The sequence below is a fragment of the Marinomonas phycocola genome, assembly GCF_047525455.1.
Classification (GTDB): Bacteria; Pseudomonadota; Gammaproteobacteria; order Pseudomonadales; family Marinomonadaceae; genus Marinomonas.
Map to the genome: position 1 here is coordinate 15105 of NZ_JBLIXL010000004.1, position 16560 is coordinate 31664.

Here is a 16560-nt window from a genome sequence, read left to right on the forward strand (position 1 = left end):
CTTAATGTTGGGTTTTTTATTTCTTTATTTTACAGTAAATGAAATAAAGTAGAGACCTACCTACTTTTTGGTAACTTTGCCATCTCCGCTCTCATCCACGCTTGCATTTCATCATGCAACTGACCTGTCTTCTTACCTTCAGGCGAAATTTCAGGGCCGATAACAACATCTATCACTCCAGAGTATTTTCTCCACGATTTACTCGTCCAAAGATATCCAGCATTATGGACAATAGGCTGAATAGATGTATTCGAAGACGTTGCGAGCATAGCCGCTCCCTTATTAAACGCTTTCTCTTCACCAACCTTAACCCGAGTTCCTTCAGGAAAAATCAACACTGAACGGCCATCTTCAATTCTTTCCTTGCCTTGCTTGAGTATTTGCTTTAATGCGTTACTTTTTTGACTTCTATCGATGGCAATTGGCTGAACCATACGCAGCCCCCATCCAAAAAAGGGCACAGACAATAGCTCTTTTTTTAATACCGTTGATAACGGTGTCACCAATACTTGTAAAAAATAAGTTTCCCACTCACATTGATGATTAGCTACCAGAATAACAGGTTTACCCTTGGTTAAATTCTCACGGCCTTGAACGCGAATCGTAACACCGCAAAAAAGCTTAAATAAGGCCAACAAGATAAAGTTATGCACATTCAAGACAAGCTGTCGGTTTTTCGGCTTAAATAACAAAGCAATGGGTGGTGATACCACACCAGATAGAATCGTAAGCACCACATAGCAAATGCCAAATAAAATAGAGCCTATCACTCCTCTTAAAGACCGAAGCCCATTCATTAAACCTCTCCTTTTAGATCTATTCTTTAATTGTATTTTGCTTTAGTTGTTGTATTAAAGGGTTTGCATACATAGTTAATACTGTTTTACGCAAACTTTCTGGGCAACTTTTCATATACTCAGAAAAATCTGGGTCTGTAGGATTTTGAGAATCTAGCAAAGCCGCTGCTGCTTTATTTGTTGAATGAATTGCATAATTTTCAATAATTTGCCTATCAATTTCTGCAACCAATTCATCAGGAGTATCATAACCGTCCGTCAGTACATCACCAAACGTCACAACAACGTTTCCTTTCTGACCAACTATGCCATTTTTAATACTATCAATGTCTTCAAATTCCGCTTTTTCATATTCTCCTGTTGTTGATTTTTCAACCAATTCAGCCGCTTTATCTAACGCACAAGGGTCATATTCATAAGAAATAGAAACAGGGACAATGTTCAACTCTTTCATGGCATCAGGAAAAGAGCTTTTTTTCTTTTTGCTCATGTAAAACATTTTGATAATCGCTGGATCTGTTTTATCCAGCCCATCTTTCGCTCGACCCTCTTTTTGAGCAATCCAAATATTACAGTTTTCTTGAGTAATAGAGTGATTGATATAATCAGACAATTGACCAAAAGCCAGCATCATTTCACGAACACCCGCTACAGAACGCTTAACAATAAAACTTTTGTTTAACCTCATTAAGTCCGAAACGAAAGGACGGCGCAAGAGGTTGTCCCCAATAGCAACACGTACTGTGTCTATTCCTGCCATAAACAAGCCATAATTTACAAAAGCTGGGTCCATTGCGATGTCGCGATGATTTGAAATGAAAAGATAACCCGTGCCTTTTCTTAACTTTTCAACCCCTCTATATTCAACATTTGTCGTCGTTGTTTTAATCATACGAGCCATGTAACTGGCAGTGCGTATTTGTAGGTCATCCACACCATTAATATTTGCAACCTGACGTCTTAGCACCCATTTAACAACCCATGATAATGGTGTCTGTAAAAATGCAGGACATGAAGGAAACCGAAAACCAATAATTGTACTAATAAAATCGGGGGTATTGATTAAATTCTCTAATACCCCTACAACTTCGTCATCGTTATAGGGGCGAATATCATGAAACTGATCCATTCAATTATCCATTGCGTTTTGTTAAAAGCCATTATAACGATAATGGCCTTTAGTCTTATTTTTATAATGTTGTTGTATCAAAACCTAAAGAAACCAAAGTGTCTTTTTGGTTTAAAGAGCTAATTACAGCAACGCTTTCGTTTCCTTGTGTTAGATAGCGCTTCGCGACATTTTGTAACTGCTCAATAGAGACAGATAAGATCTGTGCCCTAAACCTTTCTCTATGCTCTTTCGTACGACCATGCAGTTGTACAAAGAAATCCCCTTGAGCTTCCCCAGCAGGAGAGCCAGGTTTATCCATTGAGCCAATTACACCTAACACAGCTTCTTCTAATGCCTCTTCAGTATGCTCTGTTGTCTCTAACCATTCTAATGACGCATCAAAATCTGCCAATGTTTCCGCTAATCGTGGGTCTCGGTATGAATAGAAGCGGAACGCGCCAATATTTGAGTCAAAAGTAGCCCCTCCACCGTATGCCCCCCCTTGCTCGCGAATGGCACGATGTAAATAGCCATTACGTAAGAAGCCACCTAAAACAGTCAGCGGAGCAACATCAGGATGCACACCCATCACAGTTCTAAACGATTTTGCACAAAAGTTGACTTGGGTAGAAGTTAGCCATGCCTTCTTCACTGTCTCTTCTTTTACTTGCAGTGCAAACGCATTTGCTGCTTTCCCCTTATCCAAACGGGACCAGACTTTATCTACCTGTTCTAATAGATCTTTTTGCTGTTGCTCCTCACCTACCACTAGCAACTGTTTACTAGAAGTAAGCAATTTACCATGTATACGTGAGAAAACCGCCATCAGGTTTGCAAGTGCTGCTTGATCCGTTTTCAATGTGTCATCTAATGTTTTCAATGACTGAATACCAGACATGCCTCCCCATGCTTCCTGCTGACTCGCTAAACCACAGATCCCACTAGAAGCCACAGTCATGGCTAAAATATGGCCTTGACCAGTAATCGATTGCTCACGGCGGGCACGGCGTTGAGCCACCAGCTCTTTTACGCGATCCAGTTCATCAAACCTAGGAGAGCACACACTGTCATACATCAGCTCACTCATTTTGGAAAAGTGAGAAACTAACGCCTTCGAGGACACAACAAAATAGGCACCTAATTGTTGGCGATCCTCCAATGTTGTTCTTAACGAAGTTGATGCTCCAATTCCACCACACACTTGAGCTTGACGCTCTTGCATCGCTAAATAATCAAATTCACCAGCTCCTAGCTCTGTTAATACATAAGAGAATAACGGTAGATACGCCGTCTCTTCTTCATCTAATTCAGGTAAATCGATTACTAATTGCTGGTATACCAAACCATTCGTGCCTTGTGGATAAAACGTCACTGGCAGAGCTTGTTCTAATTGTTCGCTTGCGTAGCTCGGCAGCTTCGCAGGGACATCCTCTAATCCAACTTTAGGTAAAACACTCATGTCATCTACTTGAGATTGACGCTCTTTTAACGCCTCACTTCTCTCTATAATTTCTTGAGCATCTACAGCGGATAAACCGGCTTTAATTTGCGCTAAACGGTCTTTTTCGGCCTGATCACGACGACTTTCTAACTCTGAATCAGGACGTAGAGTAACCGTTACTCGGTGGGCATTACTTAATATGAGGTTTTGGATCAAATCCGCAATGTATGTTGGTGATTGAATTCGTTCTCGTAGATCTGCAATAACAGGATCTAGATTTAGTTGAGCAATAACATCTCCAGAATGCATTGCTGTAGATAAGCCTCCTAAAATCAATTGCAAACCAAATGGATAACTGTCGCCACCGATTTCACGCTGGCTCAATTCCAATTGGTGCAGCATGGCCTCAACCATCTCTTGGGGAACCCCATCTTCAACCACTTGATTCAAGGTTTCGATAATCAATGATTCTACTTTTTCCGCATCCGTACGAGCAACTCCCTCAAGACCACACATAAAGCTCATTTCTTTATTGCTGTCTTCTAATCCGCACATTGGAGAAGGTGCCTTACCCAGTTTTGAACTTTCTAATGCTCTACGTAACGGGGAAGCGCTATTGTCTAACAGCACATTAGAAAGCAACTCAGCTTCAAATTGTTGTGAAAGATCCGTACTTTCACCAAGCAACCAAGCAACCACGACGTGACACGCATCTTCTTTATCGTCTTCAGCCGCATACGCTTCTTCTACACGTACAGGAGAGAAGTATCGTTTTGCATTAGGTACAACAATTTTTTTATCTAGGCGTTCGAATCGACTCAGAACTTTCTCTTCGAACTCAGTTTGAAGCTCAAGCGCAGGTAAATCACCAAATGTCATAAAGACGGCATTTGATGGGTGATAATGAGTACGATAAAACGCGATTAAATCATCGTACGATAAATCAGGAATATCTGTCGGTTCACCACCAGAATTAAAATGATACGTATTATTCGGGCATAAGTATTTGGTGATGGTCTGCCACAAAACAGATGTCGTGGAACTCATCGCCCCTTTCATTTCATTGAACACAACGCCTTTGAACGTCAAGTCCGACTCTGAATTTGTTGGTTCAGCAAACTCTAAGCGATGACCTTCTTGTGAAAAATCCAGAGGATCTAGACGAGAAAAGAATACCGCATCTAAATACACATCCAATAAATTACGAAAATCTTTTTTGTTTTTACTCGCAAACGGATAAGCCGTCCAATCCGAAGAGGTAAACGCATTCATAAAGGTATTCAAAGAACGTCGAATCATCATAAAAAATGGGTCACGGACAGGAAAACGTTCCGATCCACATAATACCGTATGCTCTAAAATATGAGCGACACCACAAGAGTCCGTTGGAACCGTCTTCAATCCCACTAGAAATACATTTTCATCATTTTCTGATGCAATATGAATATGCTTAGCACCAGTGACGCTGTGTTCATACTCAAAAACTTCAACATTCAGCGCATCGATAAATTCACTGCGCACAAAAGAAAATGCCGAATGATGCTCGGTATTATTTGTCATTCTCTACCTCTATAAATATGATTTAGACTGATATGACCAGACTCTACTTTTAGACAATAATGATATGCCTCTATGTAGGAGACAAAGTTGGCAAATTATAGCAAATGACGCCGTTTTACTACACGACCAATGCCCTACTATGACAGTAAAACAACGTCTAATTGAATTATTATTTAGCGCTTTTGATGTTTTTCCCAATTCTCTTGTCTTGCTCTTTCACTTTTCTTAAACAAAACGTAAACAGCGCCTCCTCCTCCATGGTATTTTTGCGCACTGTGAAACGCCATTACATCATCTAGGTCTCGAAGCCATTTATTTAAATAACTTTTTAATGTCGCTTCACTGTCGGGGGTTCGATCTCCCCGACCATGAACGATAATAGCAACTCGAATATCGTTTTTCATACAATCTTGAACAAATTGATAGACCTGCTGACGAGCCTGCTCAACCGTCCGACGATGCAAATCCAAACGAGATTCAATGCCATACTTTCCTTGACGTAAGCGTTTAAATACACCGTCCTGAACACCGTCTTTTTTGTACTGTAAAATATCTAACGCAGCAACGCGTTCAACATAGTCTGCCGATAAGTGATTTAGATCTTTTTCAGGAACCAAAGTCGCGGCTTCTTGCCTTACTGAGTAATCCACCTTCGCCCCCCTTTTTCCAAGATAGATGGCTGAGCTTTTTAACCGTTTAATGCCCTCCACTTCTTGTGAAAACAAAGAGAAATCATCGTCATCTTCCACTATAACCCCACACACCTTACTCTAACCTAAAACTACCTATTATAAGATAATAGCCACTTATGATGCACAACATTCCAACTCAACCCCCTCATTTAGACTGTCTTTACGTATCTACAGCATGAATCATCTCAAGAAAAATATCATTATTTTGTATCGCTTTACTAACCATCATAGAGCCTTCTAAAAGAGAAATTGTTTTTATCGAACTGTAATAAGCATTTTTTTCTGAATAACCTAAGGATAAATAAGCATCATTAAGCCACTCTAAATTGCGTTCGAAAAAACGCTTTGTTTCCACTCGAACCGATTCGGGTAAACTGTCGCTTTCAGCCCCAAGCAAACCACAAAGACACATTTGCTGATCGTTAATCAATGCTTGCTGAAAAAGCCCCACATACACATCAATAGGATTCTTACCTGAAGCCTTGATATCAATAGAATTACCCAACGCAGCTAAGAAACCATCCGCATATTGACGAGCTAATTCAGCCCCTAAATCTGCTTTTGTTGGAAAATGATAATGCACACTTGCGCTCTTTATCCCAACTTCTTTAGCAAGCTCTCGAAAACTAAAATTACTGTAACCACCTTCACGCACCTTACTTTCCGCCGCTAGAAGAAGCGCTGCTTTTTTAGTCATATTTCATTACTCAAATTTAAACTTATGGAATTATCAATCAGTAGATAGACATTGACAAGAAAGAAATAGAACTTTAGAGTAATCATCTACCACTAGGTAGGCACTTTAATTGTTACGATTCTGAAAACTGCCTATCTGTTGCTTCATGAACCTCTTTTCTTATTGGATACAATAGAAAAGAGGTGTGTATTTTTTATTTAAACTATCTATCGATAGATTGTATTACTGGAGTTATGACTTATGAAAATTTATGACGTAGCAAACTTCCCTAACCCTTTACGCGTTCGCATTGCTTTAGCAGAGAAAAATGCGACGTCCCACGTTACATTTATTCCTGTAGATCTAATGAATGGGGAGCACCGCACGGACGCCTTTCTAGCTAAAAACCCAGCCGCCAGTGTGCCTGTTTTAGAACTGGAAGATGGAACTTTTATTTCTGAATGTACGGCTATCACAGAATACATAGATCAGCATTTTTCAGGCCCATCGCTAACAGGAGAAACAGCAAAAGAAAGAGCCATCATTAACATGCAACAAAAACGTGCTGAATCAATGGTACTTGATTGTGTTGCCGCTTACTTTCATCATGCTACGGACGGCCTAGGTCCAGCATTAGAAACATACCAAAACAACGAATGGGGCCAAAAGCAGAAAGAGAAGTCATTAAATGGATTAGCTTATTTTAATACCGTACTCTCAAGCAGCACCTTCCTTGCAGGCGAAACGTTTACCATTGCAGACATTACACTGTATGCAGGCATTGGTTTTGCAGGTTTTGCACAAATAGAAATTCCTGCTGAATTAACTCACGTTCACCGTTGGTTAACTCTGGTTGCAGAACGTCCAAGTGTCAAACAATAATTTTTTATACTCATTTCAACGAGAAAATTACTACAGAGTAGGAGTCAGATATGAAAATCGCCGCGGACTTTAGCAAAAGAGTCGTCGTTCATAGCGAGTCCCTAGAATGGCTTGCATCCCCCATGAAAGGAGTAGAACGCCGCCCTCTTGATCGAGTGGGCAGTGAAGTAGCACGGGCAACCACAATTGTCCGTTATGCACCCGGAAGCGCATTTTCCTCTCACGTACATACTGGAGGGGAAGAGTTTTTGGTACTAGATGGCGTATTTCAAGATGAACACGGGGATTTTCCAACTGGCTCTTATATCCGAAACCCTCCAGAATCAAGTCATACGCCCAGTTCTCAAGACGGGTGTATTATGCTTGTCAAACTTTGGCAATTCCAACCAGAAGATCGAACCCACATTCGTTTGCAAACTCTTAAAATGGGGTCTGTTAAGTTAAGGTCTCAACTAGGCGTATCTATTACACCTTTGTATAAAGATCACATCGAAGAAGTCAGTATACTGGAGCTAGAATCAAACGCATCGATTAAACTAGACACTCCTCAAGGAGCAGAACTTTTAATAATAGAGGGATCCCTGCAAGAACAAAATGACCGACTAATCAAACACAGCTGGTTACGCCTACCGATTAAATCAAGGATTGAGGGTGTAGCAGGAGACCAAGGTGCACGTATTTGGTTAAAAACAGGGCACTTATCCGATGTGGATAAACAAATAGAACATTTGAAAAATACATAAAGGCCTCTTCCGCTTTATAATCTATATTATTTGTAAAGTGGAAGTATTCGATTGAGAGCACATCTAACGGTTCAACATATTAAAACGAAGTGGGGCGCTCTAAGAACATTTTAATATATTTCACACCTTCCATACTATAAACAAAGTCTATCCGAGTAGTTACATCATATAACCATAAAAATAACTTAAATAGAATTGAGATACATTTCCCAAAAATTATCTCTTGAGCCTTTCTTATAAAAAACCCTGCGACAGCAGGGTTTTTTCCAAAACATCACATTACGACTTTTTAATTACATATAAATTAGAAAGGAATATCGTCATCAAAATCATCAAAGTTTGGCGCTGGTTGAGGCGCCGCTTGAGGCTTTGGTGCTGCTGCAGGTTGAGGCGCAGGAGTCGGTGCACGTTGTGGTGCTGCTTGTTGAGGCGCATCACCCCAACTACCAAAAGATTGCGGTTGAGCAGGCGCTGTTTGAGGTTGTGATGCCGCCTGTTGTGGCGCTTGACCATAACCGCCAGATGCGGGTTGACCATAGCCTTGATTTGGCTGCTGATTACCATAGCCACCTTGAGGCTGGGCTGCTGGGCGTTGCTGATAACCACCCTGGTTATTATCATAACCGCCTTGACCACCACTTTGATCGTTGCGCCCATCAAGCAATTGCAATTCGCTGGCAATGATTTCCGTCGTGTAACGCTTCACACCGTCTTTTTCCCACTCACGAGTACGCAGGGAGCCTTCAACATAAACCTTCGCGCCTTTTTTAATAAAATCGCCTGCGATTTGACCCAAACGATAATTACCACGATCCATAAAAGACACTCGATGCCATTCTGTACGCTCTTGCATCTGACCTGTTTGCTTGTCTCTCCAGCTTTCAGATGTTGCTAGGCTAACATTTGCAACAGCGCCACCGTTAGGCATAAAGCGAACTTCTGCATCATTACCTGCGTTACCGATTAGGATAACTTTATTTATTCCACGTGCCATGACCTTCTCCAATTCTTCTATTCATGTTCTTTAAAGAGTTATCTGCGGTACAACACGCAGCAAATCATCTCTGTCTAATTGTTGTTTATTAATTTTTAAATACGCTGTTTTTTCATCTGCAAATAATTGCATTTCTTCCACTCCTTGGATGTTTATTAATTGTAACGATAACTCTTTGATGTCTTCATTATTATAGCTGTCTAGACTAAACGCCAAACTGGTTAGCGTTGGGGGTGCAGGCTGGTTCAACAATAACAAAGACCAAATAAATAAGGCCGCTCCTACCGTAATAAACAACGTTTCTACAGACGTGCTTTGCAACAACCATCCACCGCCAACACCACCAATAAAAGCACCTAAGAATTGATGAGTCGAAAATACCCCCATGGCTGTTCCACGATAGCCCACGGGAGACAGTTTACTAACAACCGATGGTAAGGTCGCTTCTAATGTATTAAAAGCCACAAAATAAACCCACAGCAACACACCAAACAAGACCATACTTGGTATAAATGCCATTAACATAATGGAAATAGACAGCAGAAACATAACAGCTGTCATGACCTGTTTCATTTTCCCTTTCGCTTCCGCAATAATGACTAATGGTATCATACCAATAAACGCCAATCCCATGACTAATAAGTAAAGCCAACTATGATTTAATAAAGGGAAGTCAAACTGAATAATTAAGAAACTGGGAATACAAATAAATAACGCAGTTAGACTTGCATGCAATAAGAACACGCTGACATTCATAGAGCCTAGTTGAGTATTTTTCAAAACCCTTCCTAATGCCGATAAACTGGGCGTCGTATCTCTTCTGAACGTATGTTGCGTTATGTTTGGAATCATCCAAATAATTAAAAGTATGCCGAGCAAGGACGAGATAAAAGACAAGTAGAACAAACCTGATAAACCAATTAATGAATACAACCATGGACCTAAAACAAGAGATAGCATAAAGGATACTCCAATACTGATACCCACTGTTGCCATCGCTTTGGTTCTATTTTGTTCGCGAGTCACATCACTAAGAAGAGCCATCAATGTACTAGCGATCGCTCCCGAGCCTTGAACTGCACGACCGACAATTAAACTAATAATGTCATTTGCGTTTGCGCATAAAATACTACCAAGTGCGAACAAAATAAGGCCGATTATAATAATTTTCTTACGGCCGACATTATCTGACAACATTCCCATTGGAATTTGTAATAACGCTTGAGTTAAGCCATAAATGCCAATTGCTGTACCAATTAAAGCCGTATTCGCCCCATTCAGATCCACTGCAGAAATACTAATGATCGGTATGATAAGAAAGAGACCCAGCATACGGAATAAATACACCGTTGCCAGAGCAATCACTGAACGACGCTCGAATGCATCCATAATAAAGTTGGTACCGCGTAAAATTAAAAAAGAAATGTTGATAAATTCATATTTTACAAAAAATAGCGTTGAAGCTCTATCATAACTACTGTAAAAATAGACAGTTATTTTAACAAATACGTATAATGATTTTTATGTTTTATTACAGGGTCGGAGACAAATGGATAATATCACCATTCGAGGGGCGCGTACCCATAACCTCAAAAATATTGACCTAGATATTCCAAGGGACAAACTCATTGTCATAACGGGTCTTTCTGGCTCAGGGAAATCGTCTTTAGCATTTGATACGCTTTATGCTGAAGGGCAAAGGCGCTATGTTGAATCACTCTCAACGTATGCACGCCAATTTTTATCAATGATGGAAAAACCAGATATTGACCATATTGAAGGCCTGTCACCCGCCATATCAATAGAGCAAAAGTCCACATCTCATAATCCACGATCTACCGTTGGAACAATTACTGAAATATACGATTATCTACGATTATTGTTTGCCAGAGCAGGACAGCCAAGATGCCCTGACCATGGAGAGCCTTTAGAAGCACAAACCATTTCACAAATGGTGGATAAAGTCCTTTCGTTACCCGTAGATACAAAGCTAATGCTCTTAGCCCCAGTAGTCAAAGACCGTAAAGGCGAACACTTACATACTATTAGTGATTTATTATCAAAAGGCTTTATTCGTGCACGCATTGACGGCTTAGTTGTTGATTTAGATGATGCTCCGACCTTAGAAAAAAACAAGAAGCATACCATTGAAGTCGTAATAGATCGCTTCAAAGTAAGAAAAGATTTACAACTGCGCCTTGCCGAGTCGTTTGAGACTTGCCTGACACTGTCCGATGGCATCGCAAAAGTGATTAATATGGATTCACCAAAAGAAATTCATATTTTTTCAAGCAAATTCGCCTGCCCTGTCTGTGGTTACAGTATTACCGAACTTGAACCAAGGCTCTTTTCTTTTAATAATCCAAACGGAGCCTGTCCTACCTGTGATGGTCTAGGAACACACCAACTTTTTGATTCAAGTCTTATTGTTGTAGATGATAGTCTAACGCTTGCTGAAGGCGCTATTCGAGGCTGGGGAAGACGTAGCATCTTCTATTTTCAACAGCTACAGGCTCTTGCGGAACATTATGAGTTTGATATCGAATTGCCATTTAAAGACATTCCTGAAAAACACAAGAAACACATTTTAAATGGTTCAGGTAAAGATAAAATTTCTTTCGTGTATATCAATGAACGTGGAGATAAAATGACTCGTTCACATGCATTTGAAGGTGTTATTCCAAACTTACAACGTCGTTACCACGAAACAGAGTCAGACTCAGTTCGCGATGATTTGTCGCAATATATCAGCGTTCAAGCGTGTCCCGAATGCCATGGAGCTCGATTAAATAAAGCGGCACGAAACGTATTTATAGAAGAATTAACCATTCCAGACATCACCTCCAAACCTATTGCAGATTGCTTAAGTTATTTTGATAGTCTTACACTACCGGGCTCGAAGGGTGAAATTGCGTCAAAAATTTTGAAGGAGATACGAGATCGCTTAACTTTCCTTGCTAATGTCGGATTAGAGTATTTAACGCTTGACCGAAAAGCAGATTCTTTATCTGGAGGAGAAGCTCAGCGTATCCGGCTTGCAAGCCAGATTGGCGCAGGCCTTGTAGGTGTCATGTACATATTGGATGAACCCTCCATTGGGTTGCATCAACGAGATAATGAACGCTTAATTGCCACATTAACTCGATTAAGGGATCTCGGTAATACTGTCATAGTTGTCGAACACGATGAAGACGCCATAAGAGTTGCAGACTTTGTTGTCGATATTGGTCCTGGAGCAGGCATTCACGGTGGTCAGGTTATTGCTCACGGAACACCTGAAGACGTAATGAATAACCCAAATTCAATTACAGGTCAGTTTCTCAATGGCACACGAAAGATAAGCGTCCCGAATCAAAGAATTAAAGCAAAAGATGGACTCCATCTATCATTATTTGGGGCTCGGGGTAATAATCTTAACAACGTTGATTTACATATTCCTGTTGGCGTTATGACTTGCGTGACTGGTGTTTCTGGCTCCGGTAAATCAACCCTAATTAATAGTACTCTCTACCCTTTAGCTGCGACAACGCTAAATGGTGCAACCACATTAAAAGCATCTCCATTCGATCACATTGAAGGTTTTGAACATTTCGACAAATGTGTCGACATTGATCAAAGTCCTATAGGCAGAACCCCACGCTCAAACCCAGCAACTTATACCGGCATATTTACACCAATGAGAGAGTTGTTTTCAGCAACCCAGGAAGCGCGCTCTAGAGGCTATAAGCCAGGTCGCTTTAGCTTTAATGTAAAAGGTGGACGCTGTGAAGCCTGCCAAGGCGATGGCGTCATAAAAGTTGAAATGCATTTTTTACCAGATGTTTATGTTCCATGTGATGTTTGCAAAGGAAAACGCTATAACAGAGAAACATTAGAAATTCAGTATAAAGGTAAAAACATTCATGATTGCTTAGAAATGACGATTGAAGATGCAAGAGGGTTCTTCGATCCTGTACCTTCTATTGCTAGAAAACTCCAAACATTAATAGATGTCGGACTTGGATACATACGTTTAGGGCAATCCGCGACAACTCTATCTGGTGGTGAAGCTCAACGGGTTAAACTATCAAAAGAACTGTCTAAAAGAGACACAGGACAAACTTTATACATATTAGATGAGCCAACCACAGGCTTGCACTTTGCTGATATCGAACAATTGTTAAAAGTTCTTCACAGATTGCGAGATCATGGAAACACTGTCGTTGTGATCGAACATAATTTAGACGTTATTAAAACAGCGGATTGGATTATTGATTTAGGACCTGAAGGCGGCAATGGTGGTGGTTATATCTTAGCGGAAGGAACGCCTGAAGAAATATCTAATGTGACAGAATCCCATACAGCGACATTCTTAAAACTGCTACTAGAGAAATAGCTCCCAAAAATCGTTATTACAGTGCCTTGGTTTATTATAGGCTAAGGCGCTATCAAAAAATAATAGATCGCTCAAATCGAAAACATAAAAAAACCAGACTTTATGTCTGGTTTTTTTATGGAAGATTTAGCTTATTCAGCAGTATCTTCAACGTCAGTAACTGGTCGATCGACCAATTCAACGTAAGCCATTGGTGCATTATCACCAGAACGGAATCCGCATTTAAGAATGCGAATATAACCACCTGGACGAGCTTGGTAACGAGGACCAAGTTCAGAGAATAACTTACCAACAGCATCTTTGCTACGAGTACGAGCAAAAGCTAAACGGCGATTCGCTACGGAATCATTTTTAGCCAGTGTAATCAATGGCTCAGCAACGCGACGAAGTTCTTTGGCTTTCGGTAACGTAGTTTTAATAACTTCGTGCTCGAATAAAGAAGCAGCCATATTTTTGAACATCGCTTTACGGTGCGAGCTAGTACGGTTTAAGTGACGTCCACTCTTACGATGACGCATTATAAATTCCTTACCAAACTACGGTGGTCAGGGAACAATGACCTAGCGAGCTAGTACCTTGCTATCGTCTTTTAAACTAGCTGGAGGCCAGTTTTCCAAACGCATCCCCAAAGACAAACCACGCTGTGCTAAAACATCTTTGATCTCAGTCAACGATTTTTTACCTAAGTTAGGCGTCTTAAGAAGCTCAACTTCAGTACGTTGTATTAAATCACCGATGTAATAAATGTTCTCTGCTTTTAAACAGTTAGCACTTCGAACGGTTAATTCAAGATCATCAACCGGGCGTAGCAAAATTGGATCGATTTCATCCTCTTCTTCTACAACAGCAGGCTCACTTTCACTCTCAAGAGCGACAAACACTGCAATTTGTTGTTGTAAAATAGTAGCTGCACGACGAATTGCTTCTTCAGGATCAATAGTACCATTAGATTCGATGTCTAAGACAAGTTTATCTAAATCAGTACGCTGCTCTACACGAGCATTTTCGACACTGTAAGCAACTCTACGTACAGGGCTGAATGAAGCATCCAGCTGCAAGCGACCAATAGGACGAGTCTCATCATCACTTGCAATACGAGCATCAGCAGGCTCATAACCTCGACCACGAGCAACTCTGATCTGCATATTTAATTCAGCAGACTCATCTAAATGCGCAATGATATGGTCAGGGTTAGCAATCTCAGCATCAGCTACTAACTGGATATCACCAGCAGTAACAACACTAGGACCTTTTTTACATAAAGTAAGAGTTGCTTCATCTTGCCCGTGTAGAGCGATCGCAACTCCTTTCAGGTTAAGAAGAACTTCAATAACATCTTCTTTTACCCCTTCAATTGCGCTGTATTCATGCAATACACCGTCGATTTCAACTTCAACAATTGCACAACCAGGCATTGAAGACAACAGAATACGACGTAGAGCGTTGCCTAAAGTATGCCCAAAACCACGTTCTAGTGGCTGCAGAGTAACTTTGGCGCGCGTTATGCCCAATTCTTGAACTTCAATGTTGCGTGGGGTTAACAATTCGCTCACTGAACGCTGCATAGATCCACCTATTTCTTCTCCTAAAAGATCAACCTTACTTAGAGTAAAGCTCAACGATCAGGTTTTCATTAATTTCAGCTGACAAATCGCCACGCTCTGGAATTGACTTGTAAACTGCTTCTAGTTTAGTAGAATCAGTTTCAATCCAATGAGCAGAAGTACGATTCTTAGCTAGCTCAAGTGCATTCTGTACACGAAGCTGCTTCTTAGCTTTTTCACGAATAGATACAACGTCACCAACTTTAACTTGGAAAGACGCGATATTTACTGTTGCACCATTAACTAGAACACCCTTGTGTCCTACTAATTGACGAGCTTCGGCACGTGTAGAACCAAAACCAGCACGGTAAACAACATTGTCTAAGCGAGACTCAAGAAGTTGTAACAAGTTTTCACCTGTAGCACCTTTCAAGCGAGCAGCACTTTTATAATAATTACGGAACTGTTTCTCAAGGATGCCGTAAGTACGACGAACCTTTTGTTTTTCACGTAACTGTAAACCATAATCAGACAAGCGACCGCGGCGTGCGCCGTGTACACCAGGAGCTGCTTCTAATTTACATTTTGATTCTAGAGCACGTGAGCCGCTCTTTAATTGCAAGTCCGTACCTTCACGACGAGACAACTTACAAGTTGGACCTATATAACGAGCCATGTATCTGTCTCCTCAATTAAACGCGACGTTTCTTAGGTGGACGGCAACCATTATGTGGTATTGGCGTCACATCTGTAATGTTATTGATACGCAAGCCTAATGCATTCAATGCACGTACTGCGGACTCACGACCAGGGCCAGGGCCTTTGATCATAACGTCTACGTTTTTTAAACCGAATTCTTGAGCAACAGCACCGGCACGTTCAGCAGCAACTTGAGCTGCGAAAGGCGTACTTTTACGAGATCCGCGAAAACCAGAACCACCGGCAGTAGCCCAAGACAAAGCGTTGCCTTGGCGATCGGTGATAGTCACAATAGTGTTGTTAAAAGATGCGTGTACATGTGCAACACCATCAACAACTGTCTTTTTGACTTTTTTCTTGGTATTGCGCGTAGCTGGCTTAGCCATATTGCACTTTTCCTATATTAAATGCTCAGCTCTAGCAAACTTAGTAGCTAGAGCGAAACGCGTTTATATTACTTACGAATAGGCTTACGAGGGCCTTTACGTGTACGAGCGTTCGTTTTGGTACGCTGACCACGAACAGGTAGGCTGCGACGGTGACGAATACCGCGATGACAACCCATATCCATCAGACGTTTGATAGACATGCTTAGTTCACGTCGAAGATCACCTTCAACTGTGTACTTACCAACTTCTCCGCGCAATTGGTCAAGAACGTCATCGCTCAATGAACCAATTTTTGCTGTCTCCTGAACTCCTGTCGCTGCACAAATTGCGTGTGAACGGGTGCGACCGATTCCGAAGATGTAAGTCAGAGAAATGACCGCATGTTTATTGTCAGGAATATTGACACCGGCTATACGGGCCATTCACTTTACTCCGTTGTTAGGGTGATAAAAATCACCACTTTGCTTTCATTAGGGCGGCGATTATGCCGTTTTTCAATCGACAAATCAACCGCCCTGCTTATCAATGAGTTAATTTGTTTTAACCTTGACGCTGTTTGTGTCTTGGTTCTGAACAAATCACTCGAACTGAACCGTTACGACGAACGATTTTACAGTTACGACAGATTTTTTTAACAGATGCACGTACTTTCATGTT

At 41.0% G+C, this 16560-nt stretch carries 16 protein-coding genes; 3 read left to right on the plus strand and 13 right to left on the minus strand.

Annotated elements, in window-relative coordinates; all coding sequences use genetic code 11:
• Positions 1-56: 56 nt before the first annotated feature.
• From ACMUMJ_RS04200 to ACMUMJ_RS04220, 5 genes are all read right to left on the minus strand, one after another.
• Positions 57-797 (minus strand): lysophospholipid acyltransferase family protein, encoded by a 741-nt coding sequence (locus ACMUMJ_RS04200; protein WP_414677548.1) that lies wholly within the window; start codon positions 795-797, stop codon positions 57-59.
• A gap of 19 nt (positions 798-816) precedes the next feature.
• Positions 817-1926 carry a 1-acyl-sn-glycerol-3-phosphate acyltransferase gene (locus ACMUMJ_RS04205; RefSeq protein ID WP_414677549.1) on the minus strand — a complete coding sequence of 370 codons (1110 nt, stop codon included), beginning with the start codon at positions 1924-1926 and terminating at the stop codon, positions 817-819.
• A gap of 61 nt (positions 1927-1987) precedes the next feature.
• Positions 1988-4909 carry an insulinase family protein gene (locus ACMUMJ_RS04210; RefSeq protein WP_414677550.1) on the minus strand — a complete coding sequence of 974 codons (2922 nt, stop codon included), beginning with the start codon at positions 4907-4909 and terminating at the stop codon, positions 1988-1990.
• Positions 4910-5082: 173 nt separating this feature from the next.
• Positions 5083-5658, minus strand: a complete 576-nt coding sequence (gene smrA, locus ACMUMJ_RS04215; protein ID WP_414677551.1) for a DNA endonuclease SmrA — start codon at positions 5656-5658, stop codon at positions 5083-5085.
• Positions 5659-5761: 103 nt separating this feature from the next.
• On the minus strand, positions 5762-6298 hold the full coding sequence (locus ACMUMJ_RS04220) for a TetR/AcrR family transcriptional regulator (RefSeq protein ID WP_414677552.1): 537 nt from the start codon (positions 6296-6298) through the stop codon (positions 5762-5764).
• A gap of 240 nt (positions 6299-6538) precedes the next feature.
• Between ACMUMJ_RS04220 and ACMUMJ_RS04225 the strand changes: the two genes are divergently transcribed.
• A complete protein-coding gene (locus tag ACMUMJ_RS04225) occupies positions 6539-7159 on the plus strand; it encodes a glutathione S-transferase family protein (RefSeq protein ID WP_414677553.1) in 621 nt (206 codons plus the stop codon).
• A 50-nt stretch (positions 7160-7209) separates the two neighbouring features.
• Positions 7210-7902, plus strand: a complete 693-nt coding sequence (locus tag ACMUMJ_RS04230) for a cupin domain-containing protein (RefSeq protein ID WP_414677554.1) — start codon at positions 7210-7212, stop codon at positions 7900-7902.
• 304 nt (positions 7903-8206) lie between these two features.
• On the opposite strand, the gene ACMUMJ_RS04235 is transcribed toward ACMUMJ_RS04230, so the two are convergent.
• Positions 8207-8896 (minus strand): single-stranded DNA-binding protein, encoded by a 690-nt coding sequence (locus ACMUMJ_RS04235; protein WP_414677555.1) that lies wholly within the window; start codon positions 8894-8896, stop codon positions 8207-8209.
• 30 nt (positions 8897-8926) lie between these two features.
• A complete protein-coding gene (locus tag ACMUMJ_RS04240) occupies positions 8927-10285 on the minus strand; it encodes an MFS transporter (RefSeq protein WP_414677556.1) in 1359 nt (452 codons plus the stop codon).
• Between the two features lie 160 nt (positions 10286-10445).
• Here ACMUMJ_RS04240 and uvrA point away from each other — a divergent pair, with 160 nt between their 5' ends.
• On the plus strand, positions 10446-13271 hold the full coding sequence (gene uvrA / locus ACMUMJ_RS04245; protein WP_414677557.1) for an excinuclease ABC subunit UvrA: 2826 nt from the start codon (positions 10446-10448) through the stop codon (positions 13269-13271).
• A 131-nt stretch (positions 13272-13402) separates the two neighbouring features.
• On the opposite strand, the gene rplQ is transcribed toward uvrA, so the two are convergent.
• The 6 genes from rplQ to rpmJ all read right to left on the minus strand — a co-directional run bounded on the left by rplQ (position 13403) and on the right by rpmJ (position 16557).
• Positions 13403-13789, minus strand: coding sequence for a 50S ribosomal protein L17 (gene rplQ / locus ACMUMJ_RS04250; RefSeq protein ID WP_414677558.1), 387 nt, complete (start codon positions 13787-13789; stop codon positions 13403-13405).
• 42 nt (positions 13790-13831) lie between these two features.
• Positions 13832-14836 (minus strand): DNA-directed RNA polymerase subunit alpha, encoded by a 1005-nt coding sequence (locus tag ACMUMJ_RS04255; protein ID WP_414677559.1) that lies wholly within the window; start codon positions 14834-14836, stop codon positions 13832-13834.
• A 34-nt stretch (positions 14837-14870) separates the two neighbouring features.
• Complete coding sequence (gene rpsD, locus ACMUMJ_RS04260; RefSeq protein ID WP_414677560.1) at positions 14871-15491, minus strand: 30S ribosomal protein S4; 621 nt, start codon at positions 15489-15491, stop codon at positions 14871-14873.
• 16 nt (positions 15492-15507) lie between these two features.
• On the minus strand, positions 15508-15900 hold the full coding sequence (rpsK, locus tag ACMUMJ_RS04265) for a 30S ribosomal protein S11 (protein WP_009836290.1): 393 nt from the start codon (positions 15898-15900) through the stop codon (positions 15508-15510).
• A gap of 68 nt (positions 15901-15968) precedes the next feature.
• Positions 15969-16325, minus strand: coding sequence for a 30S ribosomal protein S13 (gene rpsM / locus ACMUMJ_RS04270; RefSeq protein WP_414677561.1), 357 nt, complete (start codon positions 16323-16325; stop codon positions 15969-15971).
• A 118-nt stretch (positions 16326-16443) separates the two neighbouring features.
• The gene (rpmJ, locus tag ACMUMJ_RS04275) at positions 16444-16557 is read right to left on the minus strand and encodes a 50S ribosomal protein L36 (RefSeq protein ID WP_055462823.1); all 114 of its coding nucleotides are present in this window, start codon (positions 16555-16557) and stop codon (positions 16444-16446) included.
• Positions 16558-16560 lie beyond the last annotated feature (3 nt).

Bases quoted from the DNA above. Each gene is read 5' to 3' on its own strand.
- ACMUMJ_RS04200 (WP_414677548.1), bottom strand. From the start codon at position 797: ATGAATGGGCTTCGGTCTTTAAGAGGAGTGATAGGCTCTATTTTATTT.
- ACMUMJ_RS04205 (WP_414677549.1), bottom strand. From the start codon at position 1,926: ATGGATCAGTTTCATGATATTCGCCCCTATAACGATGACGAAGTTGTA.
- ACMUMJ_RS04210 (WP_414677550.1), bottom strand. From the start codon at position 4,909: ATGACAAATAATACCGAGCATCATTCGGCATTTTCTTTTGTGCGCAGT.
- ACMUMJ_RS04220 (WP_414677552.1), bottom strand. From the start codon at position 6,298: ATGACTAAAAAAGCAGCGCTTCTTCTAGCGGCGGAAAGTAAGGTGCGT.
- ACMUMJ_RS04225 (WP_414677553.1), top strand. From the start codon at position 6,539: ATGAAAATTTATGACGTAGCAAACTTCCCTAACCCTTTACGCGTTCGC.
- ACMUMJ_RS04230 (WP_414677554.1), top strand. From the start codon at position 7,210: ATGAAAATCGCCGCGGACTTTAGCAAAAGAGTCGTCGTTCATAGCGAG.
- ACMUMJ_RS04235 (WP_414677555.1), bottom strand. From the start codon at position 8,896: ATGGCACGTGGAATAAATAAAGTTATCCTAATCGGTAACGCAGGTAAT.
- ACMUMJ_RS04240 (WP_414677556.1), bottom strand. From the start codon at position 10,285: ATGGATGCATTCGAGCGTCGTTCAGTGATTGCTCTGGCAACGGTGTAT.
- uvrA (WP_414677557.1), top strand. From the start codon at position 10,446: ATGGATAATATCACCATTCGAGGGGCGCGTACCCATAACCTCAAAAAT.
- rplQ (WP_414677558.1), bottom strand. From the start codon at position 13,789: ATGCGTCATCGTAAGAGTGGACGTCACTTAAACCGTACTAGCTCGCAC.
- ACMUMJ_RS04255 (WP_414677559.1), bottom strand. From the start codon at position 14,836: ATGCAGCGTTCAGTGAGCGAATTGTTAACCCCACGCAACATTGAAGTT.
- rpsD (WP_414677560.1), bottom strand. From the start codon at position 15,491: ATGGCTCGTTATATAGGTCCAACTTGTAAGTTGTCTCGTCGTGAAGGT.
- rpsK (WP_009836290.1), bottom strand. From the start codon at position 15,900: ATGGCTAAGCCAGCTACGCGCAATACCAAGAAAAAAGTCAAAAAGACA.
- rpsM (WP_414677561.1), bottom strand. From the start codon at position 16,325: ATGGCCCGTATAGCCGGTGTCAATATTCCTGACAATAAACATGCGGTC.
- rpmJ (WP_055462823.1), bottom strand. From the start codon at position 16,557: ATGAAAGTACGTGCATCTGTTAAAAAAATCTGTCGTAACTGTAAAATC.